Genomic DNA, 19,378 nt, shown 5'->3' with positions numbered 1-19,378 from the left:
TCTGAGCTCCTTACCCTAAGATGATTGATTCTTTCGGATAGTTGTACATCCGCTTCGGCTGTCTCCGCTGCAAAATCAAGATGAAGGCGATGACACCGATGCGTCCAATGAACATTAAAATGGTGAGCACCCACTTGCCGACGTTACTAAATTCGGACGATAGCCCGACCGACAACCCGGTCGTCCCGAACGCCGAGCACGCTTCGAACAAGATGCGCGTGAGCGATGCGTCTTCGAAGAACGTGAGCACCATGACCCCGGTCAACAGGACGGCCAGAGACACGGTAATGATGACGAACGCTTTCCAAATGTCCTCGAGCACGATCTCACGTCCGAAGATTTTGATGGACGAGTCCCCGCGAATGAACGCGACGACCCCGAGCACGGCGACGGCGAACGTCGTCGTCCGAATCCCCCCACCGACCGAGGACGGTGACGCCCCGATGAACATCAGAATCGAGAGCAGCAACATGCTGCCTTCCGAGAACAAGTTGACATCGACGGTCGACAACCCCCCGTTTCGCGTCGTCACGGACTGGAACAACGAGTCCGAGAGTGCGAGCCAGAGCGGCAACTCTTTGAACGCGTTGTCATACTCAAACAGGAACAAACCGACGGTCCCGATGGCAATCAAGATGAAGAACGTCGATACCGTCAGTTTTGTGAACAGTGAGAACCGGCGCGGGAAATTCTCGCGCTTCCGAATGATTCGGTTCGTCAAATACGTGCGAATCTCGACGAGGACCGGGAACCCGATGGCACCGCCGGTCATGAGCGCGATTTGGGTGAAGATGACGAACGGGTCTTCCCGGAATGGTGCGAGCGAGCTGCCGGTGATGTCGAAGCCGGCGTTCGTCGTCGCACTGATCGAACCGAACAGGCCTTGCAGGAACGCCTCGCTGGCCGTATCGAAGTAATTTAAGTAATGGACCCCAAGCAACACCGCACCGACCGCTTCAATCGCGATAACGGTGATGACGATCTCGGTGATGTACTTGACGATCCCAGACATCGACGTCTGGTTTTGGTCACGTAAAATCAGCTGGCGCTCGCGAAAACCGATGCGCTTGCCAAGCAAGATCCACATGATGACGTGAAGACTGATCAACCCGACCCCGCTCACTTGAACGATGAACAAGATGATAAATAATCCGAACGTCGAGAACGTATCGGTCACGACGATCGGGGTCAATCCGGTAACGCTGACACAGCTGACCGCGAAAAAGACGAGATCGGTGAACGTGATCGAGACGCCCGGTTGTCGCGCAATCGGTAAAGCGAGCAAAATGACGGCCAACACGACCGCCGCGCTATAAATCAACACGAGTGTCTGGACCGGTGTCAGCTTCCGAAAGAACAGCTGTAAATTTCGCTTCATAAACTTGTCTTGCATCTCGCCCCTCCTCTCCCATCAAAAACAAGATGACTCTTACGAGTCACCTTCTGATTGTTGTAGACGTTCAAGGGCAAGATCATAGCCGCCTGACCCGTAGTTCAAGCAACGCTTGACGCGGGAAATCGTGGCCGTCGAAGCTCCTGTCGCTTCTTCAATTTTATGGTACGTGCTACCTTCACGAATTTGGCGGGCCACTTCTAGCCGTTGGGCGAGCGCCTGCACTTCGTTCACGGTCGCTAAATCTTCAAATAGTTGATAACAATCTTCGAGTGTATCGAGCTTCAAAATCGCCTCAAACAGCTGATCGAGCTCTCGTCCTCGTAATTTATCGAGTTGCATCCGCAAGCATCCTCTCTCCATCGTACTTCTTTATCATTCTAAAGCACGACCGGCTCGGACTCAACTGTTCATCGTAAAATCGCCGGAAATAGTATTTGTTTCTTCATCACTTCGTAAATTCCGAGCGGTGTGGCCCGCACATATGGCAAGTGCGTCGACGCCAAGAACAAGAGCGTATAGATTGGGTCTTCAAACTTGTAACCACGCGTGAGCAGTTCGGACCGCAACACTTCTTCCTGGACGATCAACTGTTCAATCGGCTCCTTCGACGTCATGCCACAGAGCGGGAGCGGAATTTCCGCGATAATGTCACCACGGTCGACGAGGACGATACCGCCGCCGAGCTGTTTCATCCGTTCGAACGCCGTCAGCATGTCTTGTTTACATTTCCCTAAGATCAAGTAGTCGCCACTAATCGAATACGAGCTGACGAGCCCGCCAAAGTCGTTGGCGAATCCTTTCAGCACCGTATTGAGTCGCCATTTTCCTTCTTTATCGAGCAGCATGAGGAACGACTCGTCCCCGTCACGTGGCAATTCGTCTTGACCGGTGTCGTGCGAGATTTTGAACAGTTTCATGATGACCGAGTTGACCATGTCGAGCCCGACAGGCATGCTGAACGACAGATCGTTCGGCGTCAGTTCGATGTCGACGTCCGTCGACGGCATGAGCGCGAGCGCCGCATCGACGAGCTCGTTCGGGAACAACGATGCCCCGTCCCGGTAAATCCATTGCCCTTTGGCGATGACGGCGGACGGGCGCGGCTCGTCGATCGCATCAAGAATATTCAGATGGGCGATGCGTCCCGGCGCAATCGAACCGAGAACGTGATCGAGCCCAAAGTGTCGCGCCACGTTCAATGACACGATGCGGTACGCCTCAATCGGCGGCAATCCGGCCTCAATCATGATCTTAATAAGCGCGTCTTGCAGCCCGTCTTGATAAAATCCTGGCGTCGACCCGTCTGTCGTGACCATCACATGATCGAACGCCTCGAGTCCGGCGTCGAGCAGGCCACGGATGAGTCCCGGAAGGTCAGGACGAATCGAAGAATGACGGAGTGTCGTCGTATAGCCGTGTTCGAGCCGGCAGAGCGCTTCTTCGGCCGTCATCGCTTCATGGTCGCTGTGAACACCCATCAGCGCCATCTTCGTCAACGTCTTCGCCGAGGCACCCGGGAAATGTCCTTCGACCGGGAGCCCGCACGTCTCCGCGTCGAGCATCCACTGCAACATCTCGTCATCGCCTTTCAACGTGCGCGGCCATGCCGTCAATTCACCGGCCATGATGACGTCCGGATGATTGAACCAGTCGTGAATCCGCTCGGAATCGACAAGGACACTGTCCCGGTCGAGCTCGGTCTGTGTATCGAGACGCGCCCACCAATATGTGCTCGTCGGAAGCTGTTGGATCGCATCGAGTTGCGCAAACGCTTGCTCCTTATTTTGTAAAAAAAGAAGCATGTTGTCATTCACGAGCGTCGTCGTCCCCCGCTCGCCTGCATACTTCGACAGCGTCGCCGGATTATAAAGTTGGAATGGATGCGCATGTGGCTCGATATAGCCAGGCACGATATATTTTCCGGATACGTCCACCGTCTCGACGGCCGCTTTCGGTACATCTGGCCCGACATAGACGATCCGGTCATGCTCGATCCAAATATTTGCTTGTTTCCACTGCTTCACGTACATGTTCAAGTACGTGGCATTCGTCAATACGAGCGAAGGTGGCCTGACTTGGCTCACGACTTCTAGTTGTGACCGAATCATCGCTTTAGACCACGGTGCCCGCGCCGATCGTTTTGTTGGCATCGAACCCAATCCTCCCTTAATCGCCTCGCCATTATTATCAGACAATAATTTTGTAAGCGTTTTCTTTCATCTGTTTCAAGTTTACATTTTCTATGAAAGGGTCGCAAGTTATGTTGCTAATTGTAACGGAATTCACATGAAATTCACACAAATAAAGACACCTCCCGCAGGAAGTGTCTTCACCAGTCATACATCGTGACCGTTTTCTTCAAGTAATGCTCAAGTTGTGCCAGCGGAACCGGTTTGCTGTAATGGTAACCTTGGATGAGCGAACTGCTATGTTCGAGCACGAACGCGAGCTGCTCCGGACGCTCCACACCTTCCGTGACGATATCGAGACCGAGTGTATGGAACGTTTGATATAACCCTTCAAGCAAGGCCCGGTCGAACGTGTTCTCGGGAATCCCTTTGACAAAGTTTTGATCGATTTTAATAATATCGAGTTGAAGCGACTGCAAGAACGAGAGCGACGATGTCCCGACACCAAAGTCATCGAGCGAGATTTTGACGCCGATCGCTTTGAGCGCGTGAATGAACTGCTGAAGCTCATACAGATTCCCGCCGACCTCGCTCTCGGTGATTTCGACATGAAGGCGATGAGGGTCAAATCCCGTTTCGGTCAGCACGTGTTCCAATGAAGCTAAAAACGACCCGTCGGCGATTTGGCGTTTCGATACGTTGATCGAGAGGAACAAGTGATGTCGTTCCACATGATCCTTCATCTCCGTGACCGCCTGTACGAGCACCCAGCGTCCCAAGTCCGAGATAAGGCCGAGCTGCTCGGCGACTGGGATGAACAGGCCAGGGGAAATCTGACCTTTGCCCGGATGATTCCAGCGAATGAGCGCCTCGACTCCCCGTACTGCAAACGGCCGTGGCGATACGATCGGCTGATAATACAGTTCAAACTCATCATGTTCGAGGGCATGGCGCAAATCGCGTTCCATCTCGAGCGTCTGTAAATAATGGCTCCCGTCCTCGATTTCTTGGAACGTCAAGACACGGTTCTTCCCTGACAGTTTCGCCTCGTGAATGACCACGTCGAGCCGCCCCATCATGACCTCATACGTGTGTTGCGGCTCGGCATAGGTGAACACATCGATGCCGATTGTCGCCGCCATCCCTTTCACACCGTTGACATGGGCCCAGTCCTTCAAGTCTTTCGTCAAGTGCCGGGCGACCGGTTGGAGCTGGTCAAGTGTCCAGCCCGGATGGACGAGCATGAACTCATCGGCACCGATGCGAGCGACGAACCCGTCTTCTTTATAGAAGTTGAGCCGTGAGGCGAGATAGATGAGAACAGAATCACCCGTCCGATGTCCGTATTGGTCGTTGATCCGGCGGAAGTCATCCAAATCCAATCCGAGCACTCCGATCCGTTCCTGCTTTCCACGCACGGTCGAGAAATAATCTTCTAGCGCGAGCCGGTTCGGAAGAAGCGTCAATGCGTCTCGGAACGCCCGGTCGATCACTTCGGCGCGCGTATCTTCGAGTGCCGCGAGCACCTCGTTCATACTCGTCGCCATCTGTTCGATTTCGTCGTGGCTGTGCGCGTCCCGACTGAGGCGGAGTCGGCTGTCCCGCTCTAGTGTGATGATCTTCAACTCACTCACGATCTCCATCAGCCGCCGAATCACGACCCGGTGAATCGTCCATAACAAAGAGAAGAACAGACCGAACCCGAGGATGACGAGCGCGAACATGCCGAGCCGCAACATCGTGACAGTGTTTTCGTAGTGCGTTTGCGCGACGGTGAAACCAACTTCATAATCCGCTTGCTGAAACACCGTGTCGAGTGGGATCACCACATCGGTCCCGTCCGTCCCGCTCTTGATGATTGTCTCTTCTAGACGAGCCGGCTGAATTGTCAATGGTATCTTCGTCTGGGCACTTATATCTGCCATGACCGTCGAATCGACGAATTCGAGCATGATGAGCGTTCCTTGTCGTGGTCCACTACTGTCACTTCGTAGAATCGGATGGCTGACATATAACATCGGGCCAAAATCACTCGCGTATACGCCGTTCTGTGCATCGCTCCGATTGGTCAAGCGAGAGGTAACCGCCCGGATGATCGCTTGTTGGTCGGCTTTCGACAATGACATGTCTGTCGAACGAAACGCCGAGTAGAAAGCCTCCCCCTCGTTGTCCAAATAGACGATAGCGTTGACGCTCAAGTTCTCGAGCGACTGTTCACTGATGTTACTTTTGATATAAGCGGCATTTCGTCGCTGCACGAACGTGTACGTATCATTCCAGACAGCCCAGTCGATGAGTGTGCGCTCGAGTGTGCTCTTCCGATTGGCGAGTGTCTCAGATACGCTCGCGATTTGACTCTCGACCGTTTGACGATCTTGCTCCATGCTTTTCTCGATGAAATATGGTCGTACCCCAAAAAAGATGACACCGACAAACACAATTATATTCACGGCCACCGCAATCATGAGCTTCGTCCGAATGCGCACGTCGACCACCTTCTTCCTTCAATCTACTCCATTATTGTAGAGCAGGAAGTACGGATTCCCTTCTTTTCGCATGAAAAAAAGGACGGGTTGACCCATCCTTTAAAAAATCTGAGCCAACGCCCGCCCTCCGATATCACGCCGGTAAAACGTCTGTGGCAAATCAAGTTGTTCGAGTGCCGTATAGACGGCCGTCTTCGCTTCAAGCAACGTCGGTTTCGTCGACGTGAGGACGAACAATCGCCCTCCGTTACCGATGATGTGGGTCCCGTCCCGGGTCGTCCCCGCATGGAACACGAGCACATCATCTCGTAAGTCACCGAAGCCTGACAGTACCTGCCCGGTCGTCGCTCGATCAGGATAGCCTTCTGCCGCGACGACGACTCCAATCGTATAGCCTTCTACCCATTCAATCGGATACGGTTTTTGGTCCACGACCGCCTCGATGACGCCGAGGAGAGGAGATGCCAAGTTAGGAAGAATGACCTCGGTCTCGGGATCGCCAAATCGAGCGTTGAACTCGATCACTTTCGGGCCATCCGCCGTCAAGATGAGGCCCGCATACAAGAACCCTTCAAACGGGGTGCCCCGCTCGACCATCGTCCGCGCCAGCGGGAAGAGCACACGTTCGACCGCCTCTTGATACACAGCATCATCCAAGTGGGGCATCGGACTGTAGGCGCCCATGCCGCCCGTATTCGGTCCTGCGTCTCCGTCATAGGCACGCTTATGATCTTGTGACGTGATCATCGGGATAACGTGCTCCCCTGACACGAACGCCATGAGCGAGAACTCTTCTCCATCCAAAAATTCTTCGATGACGACACGTGATTGGTCCCCGAACTTATCGGTATCGAAAATGTCGTGGATGGCTGCTCTCGCCTCTTCAAGTGTGAACGCGACGGTCACCCCTTTACCGGCGGCGAGTCCGTCCGCTTTGACGACGAGCGGTGCTTCGAGTTGATCGATCTGTCGGAGCGCTGACTCGGCGTCGGTGAACGTGTCGTACCCTGCGGTCGGGATATTGGCTTCGCGCATCACTTCTTTCGCGAACGCTTTACTACCTTCAAGCAACGCCGCCGCCTTCGTCGGTCCGAAGATTTTTTGTCCATGAGCTTGAAACACATCGACGACACCGGCCATGAGAGCCGACTCTGGACCAACGATCGTCCAGTCAACCGCCTCGCGCTTCGCAAACTCGACGAGGCCAGAGACATCTGTCTCTTCGATTGGTACACACGTCACGTCGCCCATATTAAGATTACCCGGAGCGACGAACACCTCATGTCCGTCTTGTCTCAACTTCCAAGCGAGCGCGTGCTCACGCCCGCCACGTCCAATGACGAGTACGTTCATCTTATCGCTCCTCTCAATGTTTGAAGTGTCGAACTGACGTGAACACCATCGTGATGCCGTGACGGTTCGCCGCTTCAATCGACTCCTCGTCACGAATTGATCCGCCTGGTTGAATGATGGCCGTGATCCCGGCTGCGGCTGCGGCTTCGACCGTATCGCCCATCGGGAAGAACGCATCGCTACCGAGAGCGGCCCCTTGAGCACGTTCCCCTGCTTGTTCGAAAGCGATTTTCGCCGCGCCGACGCGGTTCATCTGTCCCGCTCCGATGCCGATTGTCGTCTCGTCTTTGGCGACGACGATGGCGTTTGATTTCACGTGTTTAACGACACGCCACGCAAGTTTCAAGTCTTCCCATTCAGACGCCGTCGGGCGACGGTCGGTCACGATTTGGCATGACGCATCATCGAGTGTGACGTCGTCCCCATCTTGTACGAGGAGACCGCCCGCGACGGCTGTCAAGCGCATCCCTGTCATCTGGCTCATATCAAGCGTCAATAACCGAAGATTCTTTTTCTCTTTCAATCGGTCAAGTGCTGCCTCACTAAAGGATGGCGCGATGATGATTTCTAGGAAGATGTTACGGAGGGCCTCTGCCGTCTCCACATCGACTTCACGGTTCAAGGCGACGATGCCACCGAAAATCGAGACCGGATCGGCCGCATGGGCTCTTGAGAACGCTTGGCTGATTGTCTGTCCGACAGCGACACCACATGGGTTCATATGTTTGACGACGACCGCTGCCGGCTCCGTCAATTCGCTGAGCGCCTCGAGCGCCGCGTTCGTATCTTGGATATTGTTATATGAGAGTTCTTTCCCATGGAGCTGCTCCGCGTTCGCGAGCGTCATCCCGTGATAGAGCGGCGTCTTATAAAACGCTGCCTGCTGGTGCGGGTTTTCCCCGTAACGGAGGTCTTGTACTTTCTCATACGTGACCGTGAGCTGTTCCGGGAACGTCTCGCCGATCTGCTGCCCTAAATAGTCGGCAATCAAGGCGTCATACGCCGCCGTGTGACGGAACGCTTTTGTGGCAAGACGTTGACGTGTTTCGAACGTCGTCCCGCCGGCACGAACCGCTTCGGCCACATGACCGTAGTCGGCCGGGTCAACGACGACCGTCACGCTGGCATGGTTTTTCGCGGCCGAACGGAGCATGCTCGGTCCACCGATATCGATATTCTCAATCGCTTCATCATACGTCGCGTTCTCTTTCGCAATCGTTTCTTTGAACGGGTACAAGTTGACGACGACATAGTCGATTGGCTCGATGTCGTGGTCTTTCATCTGTTCGACGTGCGAATCTAAATCGCGGCGTCCGAGAAGTCCGCCATGTACGAGCGGATGGAGCGTCTTCACGCGACCGTCGAGCATCTCTGGGAACGATGTCACTTCCGAGATATTTTTTACGGGAAGACCGGCCGCGATGAGCGCCGCTTCCGTCCCGCCTGTCGAAATGAGTTCGATGCCCGCTTCATGCAACGCCTGCGCGAGCTCGACGATTCCTGTTTTATCTGACACACTCAGTAATGCTCTCACTTGAAAACCTCCTGTTGGATAAACACTTGTTGTAGTACGTGCGGATAGAGCTGATGCTCGACCGCTTGGATGCGTCTTGCCGCTTCGGCCGCATCACAGCCTGCGATGGCGACGTCTTGTTGGGCGATGATTGGTCCCGTATCCATCCCGGCATCGACGTAATGAACGGTGACACCGCTCGTCGGCACGTTCGCCGCGAGCGCCTGACCGATGGCGTCTTTTCCAGGGAACGCCGGTAAGAGCGACGGATGGATGTTGATAATATGGTTCGGATATGCTGACAGCAATACGTCCCCAATCAACCGCATATACCCGGCCAAGACGATATAGTCGGCGCCGAGCGTCTGTAACAAGACGAGAATCTCTTGTTCGAATTCCGCTTTTGACGCATATGCCTTCGGTTCGAACGAGAAGCTCGCGATGTTGAACCGATCCGCCCGCTCGAGTACTTTCGCTTCTGGTTTGTCCGTGACGAGCAGGACACATTCCCCTGACAAGTCGCCTCGGTCGATGGCTTGCCAAATCGCTTCGGCGTTGCTACCGGACCCGGAGGCGAAGATGGCAAACTTTTTCACTGGTCGACCCCCATGATGCGGACGCCCGGTTTGGCATCAACTTTCCCGATACGGTGCGACGTCTCTCCGGCGCGTTCGAGTGCGGCTTCGACGGCTTCGACATCTTCAGGCCGGACCGTGATCATGAAGCCGATGCCCATATTGAATACGTTGAACATCTCTTGTTTCGAGACGTGCCCGACTTGCTCGAGCCAGTCGAACACCGGCAGGCTCGGCCAATTCGAGGCATCGAATGTGACACCGAGGCCTTCCGGCAGCATGCGTGGCACGTTCTCGTAAAAACCGCCGCCCGTGATGTGGGCCATGCCTTGGACACGCCCCGTCGCGATGGCCGCTTTCGCCGCCTCGGAATAGATGCGTGTCGGCAACAAAAGGGCGTTCCCGAGCGTCGTATCGAGCATGGCGATCTCGTCGGTGTAGGCGAGCCCTTGCGACTCGACGATATGGCGGACGAGCGAGAATCCGTTCGAATGGACACCGGATGATGCTAAACCTAGGACGATGTCCCCCGCTTCGATTGTCCGGCCATCGATGAGTGCTTCCTTCTCGACGACACCGACGGCGAATCCAGCGATATCGTACTCGCCGTCCGGATACATACCCGGCATCTCGGCCGTCTCCCCTCCGACGAGGGCACAGCCCGCTTGGACGCAACCTTCGGCGACCCCTGCGACGATGCGCTCGAGTTTGGCCGGTTCTGCCTTGCCGGTCGCGATATAGTCTAAGAAATAAAGCGGTTCGGCCCCGTGGACGAGACAGTCGTTGACACACATCGCCACACAGTCAATTCCAATCGTATCATGTTGGTCGAGCGCGAACGCGAGTTTGAGTTTCGTGCCGACCCCATCCGTTCCGCTGACGAGAATCGGATGTTTCAACTGCATCGAGCCGAGGTCGATCATCGCCCCAAAACTGCCGAGCCCGGTCATCACTTCTGGACGCATCGTCCGTGCAACGTGACGCTTCATGCGTGATACTGCTTCATAGCCTGCTTCTAAATTCACACCCGCTTGTTCATATCTTAAACTCATCGTCAGTCCCCCTCAAGCTTTTGTCTCTGTTACAAGTTCCGCCAGTTCAGTTGGATAAAGTCCGGTGAAGCAAGCGGCACACTGCCCGCGCAAGTTCCCTTCGAACGGCCGGTCAATCGCTTCGACCGTTCCGTCCAATGTGAGGAACGCCAGTGAATCGGCCCCAATCTCTTCTTTAATCTCTTCGATGGATTTGGTGGCCGCAATCAACTCTTCCTTTGATGATGTATCGATGCCGTAATAGCACGGATGCTTGATGGGTGGTGACGTGATGCGAACATGCACCTCGGTCGCCCCGGCTTCACGGAGCAACTTGACGATGCGTCTGCTCGTCGTACCGCGGACGATCGAATCGTCGACCATGATGACCCGTTTTCCGTTCACGACGCCTCGAAGCGCCGACAGCTTCATCTTGACACCGCGCTCCCGTAGTTCTTGCGACGGCTGAATGAACGTCCGGCCAACATAGCGGTTTTTAATGAGTCCCATCTCGTACGGAATCCCGCTCGCCTCGGCGTAACCGATGGCCGCCGAGATGCTCGAGTCCGGGACGCCGGTGACGACGTCCGCTTCGACCGGTGCCTCGTCGAACATCTTCTTCCCCATCGCCTTACGGGCCGTATGCACGTTGACGCCATCGATGATCGAGTCCGGCCGCGAGAAGTAGATGTATTCCATTGAACACATCGCGCGGACCGATGCCTCGCTGTACCGCTCCGACACGATCCCGTCTTGCGTGATCATGAGGAGTTCCCCTGGCTCGACATCGCGTACGTACGTCGCCCCCACGACGTCAAACGCACATGTCTCTGAGGCGAATACGTAAGCTCCATCCTCGGTCTGGCCGAGCGAGAGCGGGCGCAAGCCGTGAACGTCGACGCCGACGTAGAGCGCGTCTTCCGTCAAGAAGAGGAAGGCGAATGCGCCGACGAGACGGGCCAAGCTATCTGCAATCCGCTCTTTCATCGAGTTGCCGCGGCTTCGTTTAATCAAGTGGGCGACGACTTCCGTATCGGACGTCGTCTGAAAAATCGCACCTTCCGCTTCGAGCATATGTTTCAACTCGTTGGCGTTGACGAGGTTACCGTTATGCGCCATCGCCAAGTCGCCCGTAAGCGACTTGAAGTGGAGCGGTTGGACGTTCTCGAGCGTGTTGCCGCCTGCCGTCGAATAACGGACATGACCGATGGCGTGATGCCCGGTCAATGCGTCGAGCGACGGTTCGTCGAACACTTCAGCGACGAGGCCAAGCCCGCGTTTGGCGTGCAAACGCTCGCCGTCAGCCGTGACGATGCCTGTCCCTTCTTGTCCCCGGTGTTGCAGGCTGTGGAGGCCGTAGTAGGCGAGGTGTGACGCTTCGTGGTGATTAAAAACCCCGAATACCCCGCACTCCTCGTTCATGCCTCGGATGTCATATAACATGGAATAGCTCCTTCCCATACCCGTTCAAGTTCCGTGACGTCCATTTCGATGAGGCGGTCGCTCGCACGGACCGTCAATTGTGGCGTGTCTGTCACCTGTCCGATGCGTGTCGCCTTCGTCAAATTCGCGAACGCATCAGCCTGATGTGGCGCGACTGTGACGAGGAACCGTGACTGTGATTCGCTGAAAAGTGTCGTCACGAGATCTGCGTCGACTGTGACATCTGCGCCGAATCCCGTGCCGAACACGAGCTCAGGGAGTGCCGCGGCGAGTCCGCCTTCCGATACGTCGTGGGCCGCTGTGACAAGACCTTCCCGGATTGCTGCGAGGAGCGCTTGTTGCTGACGGCTCTCCGTCTCGAGGTCAAGCATCGGCGCCTGTCCGCTCACTTTACCGTCTTGCAGCATTTGGAGCGCACTACCGCCGAATTCTGGTTTCGTCTCCCCGAGTAGGAAGATGATGTCGCCTGCTGCTTTCGCGAACGACGTCGTGATATGTTCCGGCTTGTCGATCAAGCCGACCATGCCGACGACCGGCGTCGGATAAATCGCCGTCCCGTTCGACTCATTGTAAAGCGAGACGTTTCCACCGATGACCGGTGTATCGAGGGCACGGCACGCTTCGGCCATCCCTTCGACAGCTTGGTCGAGCTGCCAGAAGCCTTCTGGTTTGTCCGGGCTACCGAAGTTCAAGCAGTCGGTGAGAGCAAGTGGTGTGGCGCCGCTGGCGACGATGTTGCGCGCTGCCTCTGCGACCGCAATCGCACCACCGACACGCGGGTCGAGGTACACGTACTTGGCGTTGCAGTCCGTCGTCATCGCGAGTGCTTTGTCTGTGTCGCGAATGCGGATGACGGCCGCATCACTTCCTGGGGCGACGACGGTCGACGTTTGGACCATATGGTCGTATTGCTCATACACCCAACGTTTCGAGGCGATTGTCGGCATGGCGAGCACGTCTTTCCATGTCGTGAGTACGTCCGTGACGACCGGTTGGACCGGTGCCATCGCTTGGAACGTCTCATAGTATGCCGGTACTTTTGACGGCTTATGGTAGACCGGTGCGTCTTCTGCGAGCGCGTCGACTGGTACTTCGGCCGCGACTTCCCCGTGATGGAGCAGACGGAGCACTTTGTCTTCGATGACTTCACCGACTTTGATTGCATGAAGTCCCCACTTCGTGACGATTTCTTCGATCTCATCTTCATGTCCTGCCTTAACGACGAGGAGCATCCGCTCTTGTGACTCCGACAACATCATCTCGTAAGGCGTCATGTCGGCCTCACGTTGTGGGACGAGGTCGAGGTTCATCTCGATGCCCATGCCTGCCTTCGATGCCATCTCGGCCGAAGACGACGTGAGACCGGCTGCTCCCATGTCCTGGATGCCGACGAGGGCCGGGTGCTTGATGACTTCCAAGCACGCCTCAATCAACAGTTTCTCCATGAACGGGTCACCGACTTGGACGGCCGGGCGTTTCTCGTCCGCATCCTCACCGAGTTCTTCCGAGGCGAACGTCGCCCCGTGAATGCCGTCGCGTCCTGTCGTCGCGCCGACGTACATAACCGAGTTGCCGACACCTTCGGCAATCCCTTTTTGAATGTCTTCATGGCGGATGAGCCCGACACACATCGCGTTGACGAGCGGGTTACCCGCATAGGCCGGGTCGAACGCGACTTCCCCACCTACCGTCGGGATACCGACGCAGTTGCCGTACCCGGCGATGCCTGAGACGACATGACCGAAGAGATGTTTCACACGTGATTCGTTCAAATCTCCGAAGCGGAGCGAGTTAAGGAGTGCGACCGGTCGCGCGCCCATCGAGAAGATGTCACGGATAATCCCGCCGACACCTGTCGCCGCACCTTGGTACGGCTCAATCGCCGACGGATGGTTATGGCTCTCGATTTTGAAAGCGACGGCCTGGCCATCGCCGATATCGACGATGCCAGCACCTTCCCCAGGTCCTTGAAGGACATGTTTCCCGGTTGTCGGGAATTTCCGGAGGACAGGCTTCGAGTTTTTGTACGAACAGTGTTCAGACCACATGACCGAGAATAACCCGATCTCGGTGTAGTTCGGCTCACGACCGAGCAGTGAGACGACGAGCGCGTATTCCTCATCGGTCAATCCCATCGTGGCGTAAAGTCGCTCTTCACGGATGTGTGTTGCTGTCGGTTCAGTTGTAAGTAGCATGTCGAGTCCCCCATTTCACCATCGAAGTGAATAATCGTTTGCCGTCTTCCCCGCCGAGCAATGCTTCGACCGCTCGCTCCGGGTGCGGCATCATTCCGAGTACGTTGCCTTGTGCGTTCGTGATCCCTGCAATATTCGCGACCGATCCATTCGGGTTGTCGGTATATGTGAAGGCGATCTGCCCATTGCTACGAAGCGTCTCAAGCGTCGCCTCGTCACAGTAGTAGTTACCTTCCCCGTGCGCGATCGGGACTTGGATCGTTTCCCCGAGTGCATAATCGTTCGTGAACATCGTCTCGTTCGTCTCGACTTTCAATTCGACCGTCTTGCACATGAACTTCAAATCACGGTTACGCATCAACACGCCCGGTAGGAGTCCCGCTTCGACGAGCACTTGGAAACCGTTGCAGACGCCGAGTACCGGACGCCCTTCTTCTGCGAACCGTTTGACTTCACTCATAATCGGTGAGAACTGGGCGATGGCACCGCAGCGCAAGTAATCCCCATATGAGAATCCGCCTGGCAGGAGCACACCGTCGTAACCGTCAAGCGACGTTTCCGTATGGAACACATAGTCCGCTTCTTCACCGAGGACATCTTTTACGGCGTGATACATGTCGAGGTCACAGTTTGATCCCGGGAAGACGATGACAGCGAATTTCATGCGAGTACCCCCATCTCGATCCGATAGTTCTCAATGACCGTGTTGACGAGCAACTTCTCACACATGTCACGCACCATCGCTTCGGTCGTCTCATCGGCGACTTGAAGCTCGATGACTTTCCCGATGCGTACCGACTCTACCCCTGCAAAACCGAGATGTTCGAGTCCACCTTTGACGGCGACGCCTTGTGGATCGAGTACACTTTCACGTAATGTCACGTACACGTTTACTTTTTTCATCAGTTCATTCCCCCTATGCGTGTTAACAACTGGCTATACGTATCTGTCAGAGATCCGAGGTCTCTGCGGAAAACATCTTTATCGAGCTTTTGTTTCGTCTCTTTGTCCCAGAGTCGGCACGTGTCCGGCGAAATCTCATCGGCGAGGATGATCGTACCGTCGACTTTACCAAACTCGAGTTTGAAGTCGATCAAATCGATGCCGTGTTCGTTGAAGAAGTCGAGTAACACATCGTTGACCCACAGCCCAAGTTGTCGCAATGTTTCGACTTCTTTGTGTGTGGCGACTTGCAGTAAACGGATATGGTCCTCTGTTAAGAGTGGATCTCCGAGTGCGTCATCTTTATAGTAGAACTCGACGATTGGTGACAGGAGCGGTGTCCCTTCTTCCCAACCGAGTCGTTTCGCAAGGCTTCCGGCGGCGATGTTGCGAACGACGACCTCGAGCGGAATGATGTCGACACGGCGCACGAGCTGTTCACGATCCGATAGACGCTTAATGAAATGTGTCGGAATCTTGTTATCGTGCATGAGTTCGAACAAGCGCGTCGTAATAGCATTGTTCAACACGCCTTTGCCGGCGATTGATTCTTTCTTCTCCCCGTTAAATGCTGTCGCGTCGTCTTTATAATAGACGCGGAGCACACCCTGTTCTTCTGTCTCGAATAACGCTTTTGCCTTACCTTCGTAAATTGCTTCCATCTGTATCGTCCCCCTTAAAAGTGAGAGGGGCATGACGCCCCTCAACGATCACAAACCACAGCGTTCAAAAATAACATCGACACGGCGCACGTGATGGCTCGGGTCGAATAGGTCGTCGAGCTCGTCACTCGTAAAGAGCGCGCCCATTTCGGCGTCTCGTTCAATCAAAGTGCGGAACATCGTCTCTTCTTCCCACGCCTGCATCGCCTTCGGTTGAACGGCGTCATACGCCGCTTCGCGCGACCATCCTTTTTCGATCAACGCGAGCAAGATGCGTTGGGAGAAGATAATGCCAAACGTCCGGTCCATGTTCCGGCGCATATTGTCCGGGAAGACCGTCAAGTTCTTCACGATATTGCCAAAGCGGTTCAACATGTAGTTGAGGAGACTCGTCGCATCCGGAAGAATGATCCGTTCTGCTGATGAGTGTGAGATGTCACGTTCATGCCAGAGGGGAACGTTCTCATACGCCGTCACCATATGACCGCGAATGACACGGGCCAGGCCGGTCATGTTCTCTGAACCGATTGGGTTGCGTTTATGCGGCATCGCTGACGACCCTTTTTGTCCTTTGGCGAAGAATTCTTCGACCTCACGTGTCTCTGTCTTTTGGAGGCCGCGAATCTCTGTCGCCATCTTCTCGATTGATGTGGCAATCAATGCGAGTGTCGACATGTATTCGGCGTGACGGTCACGTTGTAACGTCTGTGTCGAAATCGGTGCCGCTTGAATCCCTAATTTGTCACATACATACGACTCGATGAACGGATCGATGTTTGCGAACGTGCCGACCGCACCACTCATCTTGCCGAACTCAATCGTCTCACGGGCTGCCATGAACCGCTTCTTGTTGCGCTTCATTTCTTCGTACCAAAGGGCGAGTTTCAATCCGAACGTCGTCGGTTCTGCGTGAACACCGTGTGTACGGCCCATCATGATGTCATACTTATGTGCTTTCGCTTTCTCAGCGAGGATCTCGATGAAGCGGTCGATGTCAGCTTCTAAAATATCGTTTGCTTGCTTAATCAAGTACGATAAGGCCGTATCGACGACGTCTGTCGAAGTCAGTCCGTAATGCACCCACTTCTTCTCTTCTCCAAGCGTCTCTGAGACGGCACGCGTGAAGGCGATAACGTCATGGCGCGTCTCTTGCTCGATCTCCAAGATGCGTTCGACATCAAACGATGCTTTGTCCCACAGGACCGCGACATCTTCTTTTGGAATGACGCCTAGCTCGCTCCACGCCTCACATGCGTAAAGTTCTACTTGAAGCCATGCCTCAAATTTGTTTTGGTCTGTCCAAATCGCCGCCATCTCGGGACGGGTATAACGTGAAATCATAAAACGGTCTCCTTCCAGATTGCCAATTGTTCGATGGTCTGAAGCGCTTCTTCGACGGAATCGGCGAGCACGTTCAAGTGCCCCATCTTCCGACCAGTCTTCGCTTCTTCTTTTCCATACAAATGTAGTTTAACATTCGACGGTAACGTTTGCGGATTCAGCTCATTCATATGTTCGCCTAACAGGTTAACCATCACGACCGGGGTGTGGAGTGTCGTACGACCGAGCTTCATACCAGTGATTGCCCGTACATGTTGCTCGAACTGGGACGTCTCACAGGCGTCAATCGTGTAATGCCCTGAATTGTGGGGACGGGGAGCAAGTTCATTCACATACAAGGAACCATCTTCCATGATGAACAGTTCAACCGCAAGCGTTCCAATCAATCCGATGTGGTCAGCGAGTTGAAGGGCCAAATGCCGAGCCTCTTCCAAAATGTCTTGTTCTACTCGGGCTGGCACTATCGATAAGTGTAAAATATTTTGATGATGAATGTTCTCGCTGATCGGGAACGTTGTCGTCGCGTGAGCCCCTCTCGTTACGATGACCGAAATTTCTTTTTTAAAAGGCAGCCAAGCTTCGGCCACGTACTCCGTCTCTTCGAACTGATCCGTAAATGTGCGAACATCTTGCTCCGTCCGCAAGACCGTTTGACCTTTTCCGTCATATCCGAATCGGCACGTCTTGATGACGAATGGGAGGCCTAACACGTCTCTTGCTCGAGTGACGTCTCGGAGGGAACGAACTGGAACATATGGAGCGACGTGAAGGCCCGCACCTTCAATCATTTGCTTCTCATAGAGCCGATGCTGTGTCGCCTTTAAGACATCCATCCCTTGCGGACACTTGTCAGCGATAGCCTCAATCATCGCTGTATCGATATTTTCGAATTCATATGTGATGACGTCTGAACGCTGAGCGAGTTCGCGAGCTGCTGTTACGTCGTCAAATGTAGCCACGATGCTTGGCGCGACTTGAGCGGCCGGTGCGTTTGGGTTTGGATCAAGACTTAGCGTTTCGTATCCCATAGCACTCGCGCTGAGTGACATCATCCGACCTAGCTGGCCTCCGCCTAAAATTCCGATTCTCATCAAATCAGCTCCTCTGTCGCTTTGAGTGCCATATCTCGTTTCACTTGGCGGTAAACCTCGAGACGTTCAATCAATTCAGAAGATTGGAGGCTCAAGATTTGCGCCGCGAGAAGACCTGCGTTCATCGCCCCAGCTCGACCGATGGCGACTGTTGCGACCGGTACACCTGTAGGCATTTGAACAATCGAGAGCAATGAATCAAGTCCGTTTAACGCCTTCGATTGTACTGGTACCCCGATGACGGGTAATGTGGTCTTTGCAGCGACCATACCTGGTAAGTGAGCTGCGCCTCCCGCTCCTGCGATAATGACCTGTATGCCCCTTGCCCGAGCTTCCTCAGCGTAGTCGAACATTAAGTCCGGCGTCCGATGCGCCGAGACAACTTGTTTTTCATATGGAATACTCAACTCTTCAAGGATCTCACAAGCATGGCTCATTGTTTCCCAATCGGAAGAACTACCCATGATCACACCTACTGTTGCCTTCACTTAAATGTCCCCCTTAAAAAAAGAAATCCCTAAACCGAATAACCAGTTTAGGGTATAGACCACGACAAAAAAATGTCGACTATACCCCATAGTCTGATCAGAGTCGGCGATCAGGTAGAAACTTGCGAGCCATTTCCTCGCGATTATATGGAGCACTATTTAATTTGTTCTTAACTCACACGCCTATCGTACCTTGTTCATTCAAAACATGTCAACAAACGGCGAACAATTTAATTGTCTGAATATTTATCGTTCGTCTTTAGGTTCATTAAAACACAAAAAAACCGCCACTCATTCGTGACGGTTTGGCATTATGGTTTGAGAGCAACGCACTCAAATAAAATCGACTGATGGGAATGTACAGGTTCGTCTTTGGTTCCCGTTTGTTCAAAGACAGGCTTCTCAATCCTACGTACCGGGCGATACCCCATTTGAGCAATTCGATTTAAACACTCATCGATTGTCTCGTTTGGCTCGACGTATACTTTGATTTTTTTGGCCATCTGTTCTTCCTCTCTTTCATTTGAATCGCGATATAAATAAAAAAAGCGGCGGCCCTTGAGCGAATGCTCCAGAACCACCGTTTGCCTGGCGACGTCCTATCCTCACAGGGGGAGACCCCCAACTACTTTCGGCGCTGAAGTGCTTAACTTCCGTGTTCGGCATGGGAACGGGTGTGACCACTTCGCCATCGCCACCAGACAAGAGAGATCGTTCTCTCAAAACTGAAGAC

Annotated in this window: 17 protein-coding genes, 1 rRNA gene and 1 riboswitch; all 18 genes read right to left on the bottom strand. The window is 54.3% G+C overall.

Translation table 11 applies throughout. The features are described 5' to 3' along the window. Positions 1-10: 10 nt before the first annotated feature. Positions 11-1,393, bottom strand: a complete 1,383-nt coding sequence (locus KNP78_RS14665) for a TrkH family potassium uptake protein (protein ID WP_052090282.1) — start codon at positions 1,391-1,393, stop codon at positions 11-13. A gap of 36 nt (positions 1,394-1,429) precedes the next feature. Further along, on the bottom strand, positions 1,430-1,735 hold the full coding sequence (locus KNP78_RS14660) for a YerC/YecD family TrpR-related protein (protein ID WP_034781303.1): 306 nt from the start codon (positions 1,733-1,735) through the stop codon (positions 1,430-1,432). A gap of 68 nt (positions 1,736-1,803) precedes the next feature. Then, the gene (locus tag KNP78_RS14655) at positions 1,804-3,546 is read right to left on the bottom strand and encodes an adenine deaminase C-terminal domain-containing protein (RefSeq protein WP_214825212.1); all 1,743 of its coding nucleotides are present in this window, start codon (positions 3,544-3,546) and stop codon (positions 1,804-1,806) included. A gap of 179 nt (positions 3,547-3,725) precedes the next feature. Next, entirely contained in the window at positions 3,726-6,011 is a 2,286-nt protein-coding gene (locus tag KNP78_RS14650) for a putative bifunctional diguanylate cyclase/phosphodiesterase (RefSeq protein WP_371819220.1), read from the bottom strand. 99 nt (positions 6,012-6,110) lie between these two features. After that, positions 6,111-7,364 (bottom strand): phosphoribosylamine--glycine ligase, encoded by a 1,254-nt coding sequence (purD, locus tag KNP78_RS14645; RefSeq protein ID WP_034781309.1) that lies wholly within the window; start codon positions 7,362-7,364, stop codon positions 6,111-6,113. A 13-nt stretch (positions 7,365-7,377) separates the two neighbouring features. Then, positions 7,378-8,898 (bottom strand): bifunctional phosphoribosylaminoimidazolecarboxamide formyltransferase/IMP cyclohydrolase, encoded by a 1,521-nt coding sequence (purH, locus tag KNP78_RS14640; RefSeq protein ID WP_214825195.1) that lies wholly within the window; start codon positions 8,896-8,898, stop codon positions 7,378-7,380. Continuing rightward, complete coding sequence (gene purN, locus KNP78_RS14635) at positions 8,895-9,473, bottom strand: phosphoribosylglycinamide formyltransferase (RefSeq protein ID WP_214825192.1); 579 nt, start codon at positions 9,471-9,473, stop codon at positions 8,895-8,897. The genes purH and purN overlap by 4 nt, the downstream gene beginning before the upstream one ends. After that, a complete protein-coding gene (gene purM, locus KNP78_RS14630) occupies positions 9,470-10,504 on the bottom strand; it encodes a phosphoribosylformylglycinamidine cyclo-ligase (protein WP_034781315.1) in 1,035 nt (344 codons plus the stop codon). The genes purN and purM overlap by 4 nt, the downstream gene beginning before the upstream one ends. Positions 10,505-10,516: 12 nt before the next feature. Beyond that, positions 10,517-11,926: an amidophosphoribosyltransferase gene (gene purF, locus KNP78_RS14625; protein ID WP_058765678.1), complete on the bottom strand. Its 1,410-nt coding sequence runs from the start codon at positions 11,924-11,926 to the stop codon at positions 10,517-10,519. Next, on the bottom strand, positions 11,902-14,121 hold the full coding sequence (purL, locus tag KNP78_RS14620; RefSeq protein ID WP_214825190.1) for a phosphoribosylformylglycinamidine synthase subunit PurL: 2,220 nt from the start codon (positions 14,119-14,121) through the stop codon (positions 11,902-11,904). Before purL ends, purF begins: the two co-directional genes overlap by 25 nt. Then, positions 14,105-14,785 (bottom strand): phosphoribosylformylglycinamidine synthase subunit PurQ, encoded by a 681-nt coding sequence (gene purQ / locus KNP78_RS14615; RefSeq protein ID WP_034781324.1) that lies wholly within the window; start codon positions 14,783-14,785, stop codon positions 14,105-14,107. The genes purL and purQ overlap by 17 nt, the downstream gene beginning before the upstream one ends. Beyond that, positions 14,782-15,024: a phosphoribosylformylglycinamidine synthase subunit PurS gene (gene purS / locus KNP78_RS14610; RefSeq protein ID WP_016509255.1), complete on the bottom strand. Its 243-nt coding sequence runs from the start codon at positions 15,022-15,024 to the stop codon at positions 14,782-14,784. The genes purQ and purS overlap by 4 nt, the downstream gene beginning before the upstream one ends. Further along, positions 15,024-15,725: a phosphoribosylaminoimidazolesuccinocarboxamide synthase gene (gene purC / locus KNP78_RS14605; RefSeq protein WP_214797640.1), complete on the bottom strand. Its 702-nt coding sequence runs from the start codon at positions 15,723-15,725 to the stop codon at positions 15,024-15,026. Before purC ends, purS begins: the two co-directional genes overlap by 1 nt. Positions 15,726-15,773: 48 nt before the next feature. After that, on the bottom strand, positions 15,774-17,066 hold the full coding sequence (purB, locus tag KNP78_RS14600; protein ID WP_214712328.1) for an adenylosuccinate lyase: 1,293 nt from the start codon (positions 17,064-17,066) through the stop codon (positions 15,774-15,776). Then, positions 17,063-18,157, bottom strand: a complete 1,095-nt coding sequence (gene purK, locus KNP78_RS14595) for a 5-(carboxyamino)imidazole ribonucleotide synthase (protein WP_214797641.1) — start codon at positions 18,155-18,157, stop codon at positions 17,063-17,065. Before purK ends, purB begins: the two co-directional genes overlap by 4 nt. Next, positions 18,157-18,645 carry a 5-(carboxyamino)imidazole ribonucleotide mutase gene (purE, locus tag KNP78_RS14590; protein ID WP_214825188.1) on the bottom strand — a complete coding sequence of 163 codons (489 nt, stop codon included), beginning with the start codon at positions 18,643-18,645 and terminating at the stop codon, positions 18,157-18,159. The genes purK and purE overlap by 1 nt, the downstream gene beginning before the upstream one ends. A gap of 69 nt (positions 18,646-18,714) precedes the next feature. Beyond that, a riboswitch (purine riboswitch) is annotated at positions 18,715-18,816 on the bottom strand. Positions 18,817-18,956: 140 nt separating this feature from the next. Beyond that, entirely contained in the window at positions 18,957-19,148 is a 192-nt protein-coding gene (locus tag KNP78_RS14585; protein WP_034781380.1) for an NETI motif-containing protein, read from the bottom strand. 83 nt (positions 19,149-19,231) lie between these two features. Beyond that, positions 19,232-19,347 (bottom strand): 5S ribosomal RNA (gene rrf, locus KNP78_RS14580). Positions 19,348-19,378: the final 31 nt, after the last annotated feature.

Source organism: Exiguobacterium sp. s28, from assembly GCF_018618135.1.
Lineage (GTDB): Bacteria > Bacillota > Bacilli > Exiguobacteriales > Exiguobacteriaceae > Exiguobacterium > Exiguobacterium mexicanum_A.
Note: the sequence above shows the minus strand (reverse complement) of the source record. Positions and strands in the feature narration are given on the sequence as shown.

Excerpts from the sequence above, each read along its gene's own strand:
- KNP78_RS14655 (WP_214825212.1), bottom strand. The coding sequence starts at position 3,546 with ATGCCAACAAAACGATCGGCGCGGGCACCGTGGTCTAAAGCGATGATT.
- purL (WP_214825190.1), bottom strand. The coding sequence starts at position 14,121 with ATGCTACTTACAACTGAACCGACAGCAACACACATCCGTGAAGAGCGA.
- KNP78_RS14660 (WP_034781303.1), bottom strand. The coding sequence starts at position 1,735 with ATGCAACTCGATAAATTACGAGGACGAGAGCTCGATCAGCTGTTTGAG.
- purS (WP_016509255.1), bottom strand. The coding sequence starts at position 15,024 with ATGAAAAAAGTAAACGTGTACGTGACATTACGTGAAAGTGTACTCGAT.
- purQ (WP_034781324.1), bottom strand. The coding sequence starts at position 14,785 with ATGAAATTCGCTGTCATCGTCTTCCCGGGATCAAACTGTGACCTCGAC.
- purF (WP_058765678.1), bottom strand. The coding sequence starts at position 11,926 with ATGTTATATGACATCCGAGGCATGAACGAGGAGTGCGGGGTATTCGGG.
- purB (WP_214712328.1), bottom strand. The coding sequence starts at position 17,066 with ATGATTTCACGTTATACCCGTCCCGAGATGGCGGCGATTTGGACAGAC.
- purD (WP_034781309.1), bottom strand. The coding sequence starts at position 7,364 with ATGAACGTACTCGTCATTGGACGTGGCGGGCGTGAGCACGCGCTCGCT.
- KNP78_RS14665 (WP_052090282.1), bottom strand. The coding sequence starts at position 1,393 with ATGCAAGACAAGTTTATGAAGCGAAATTTACAGCTGTTCTTTCGGAAG.
- purM (WP_034781315.1), bottom strand. The coding sequence starts at position 10,504 with ATGAGTTTAAGATATGAACAAGCGGGTGTGAATTTAGAAGCAGGCTAT.
- purK (WP_214797641.1), bottom strand. The coding sequence starts at position 18,157 with ATGAGAATCGGAATTTTAGGCGGAGGCCAGCTAGGTCGGATGATGTCA.
- purC (WP_214797640.1), bottom strand. The coding sequence starts at position 15,725 with ATGGAAGCAATTTACGAAGGTAAGGCAAAAGCGTTATTCGAGACAGAA.
- KNP78_RS14585 (WP_034781380.1), bottom strand. The coding sequence starts at position 19,148 with ATGGCCAAAAAAATCAAAGTATACGTCGAGCCAAACGAGACAATCGAT.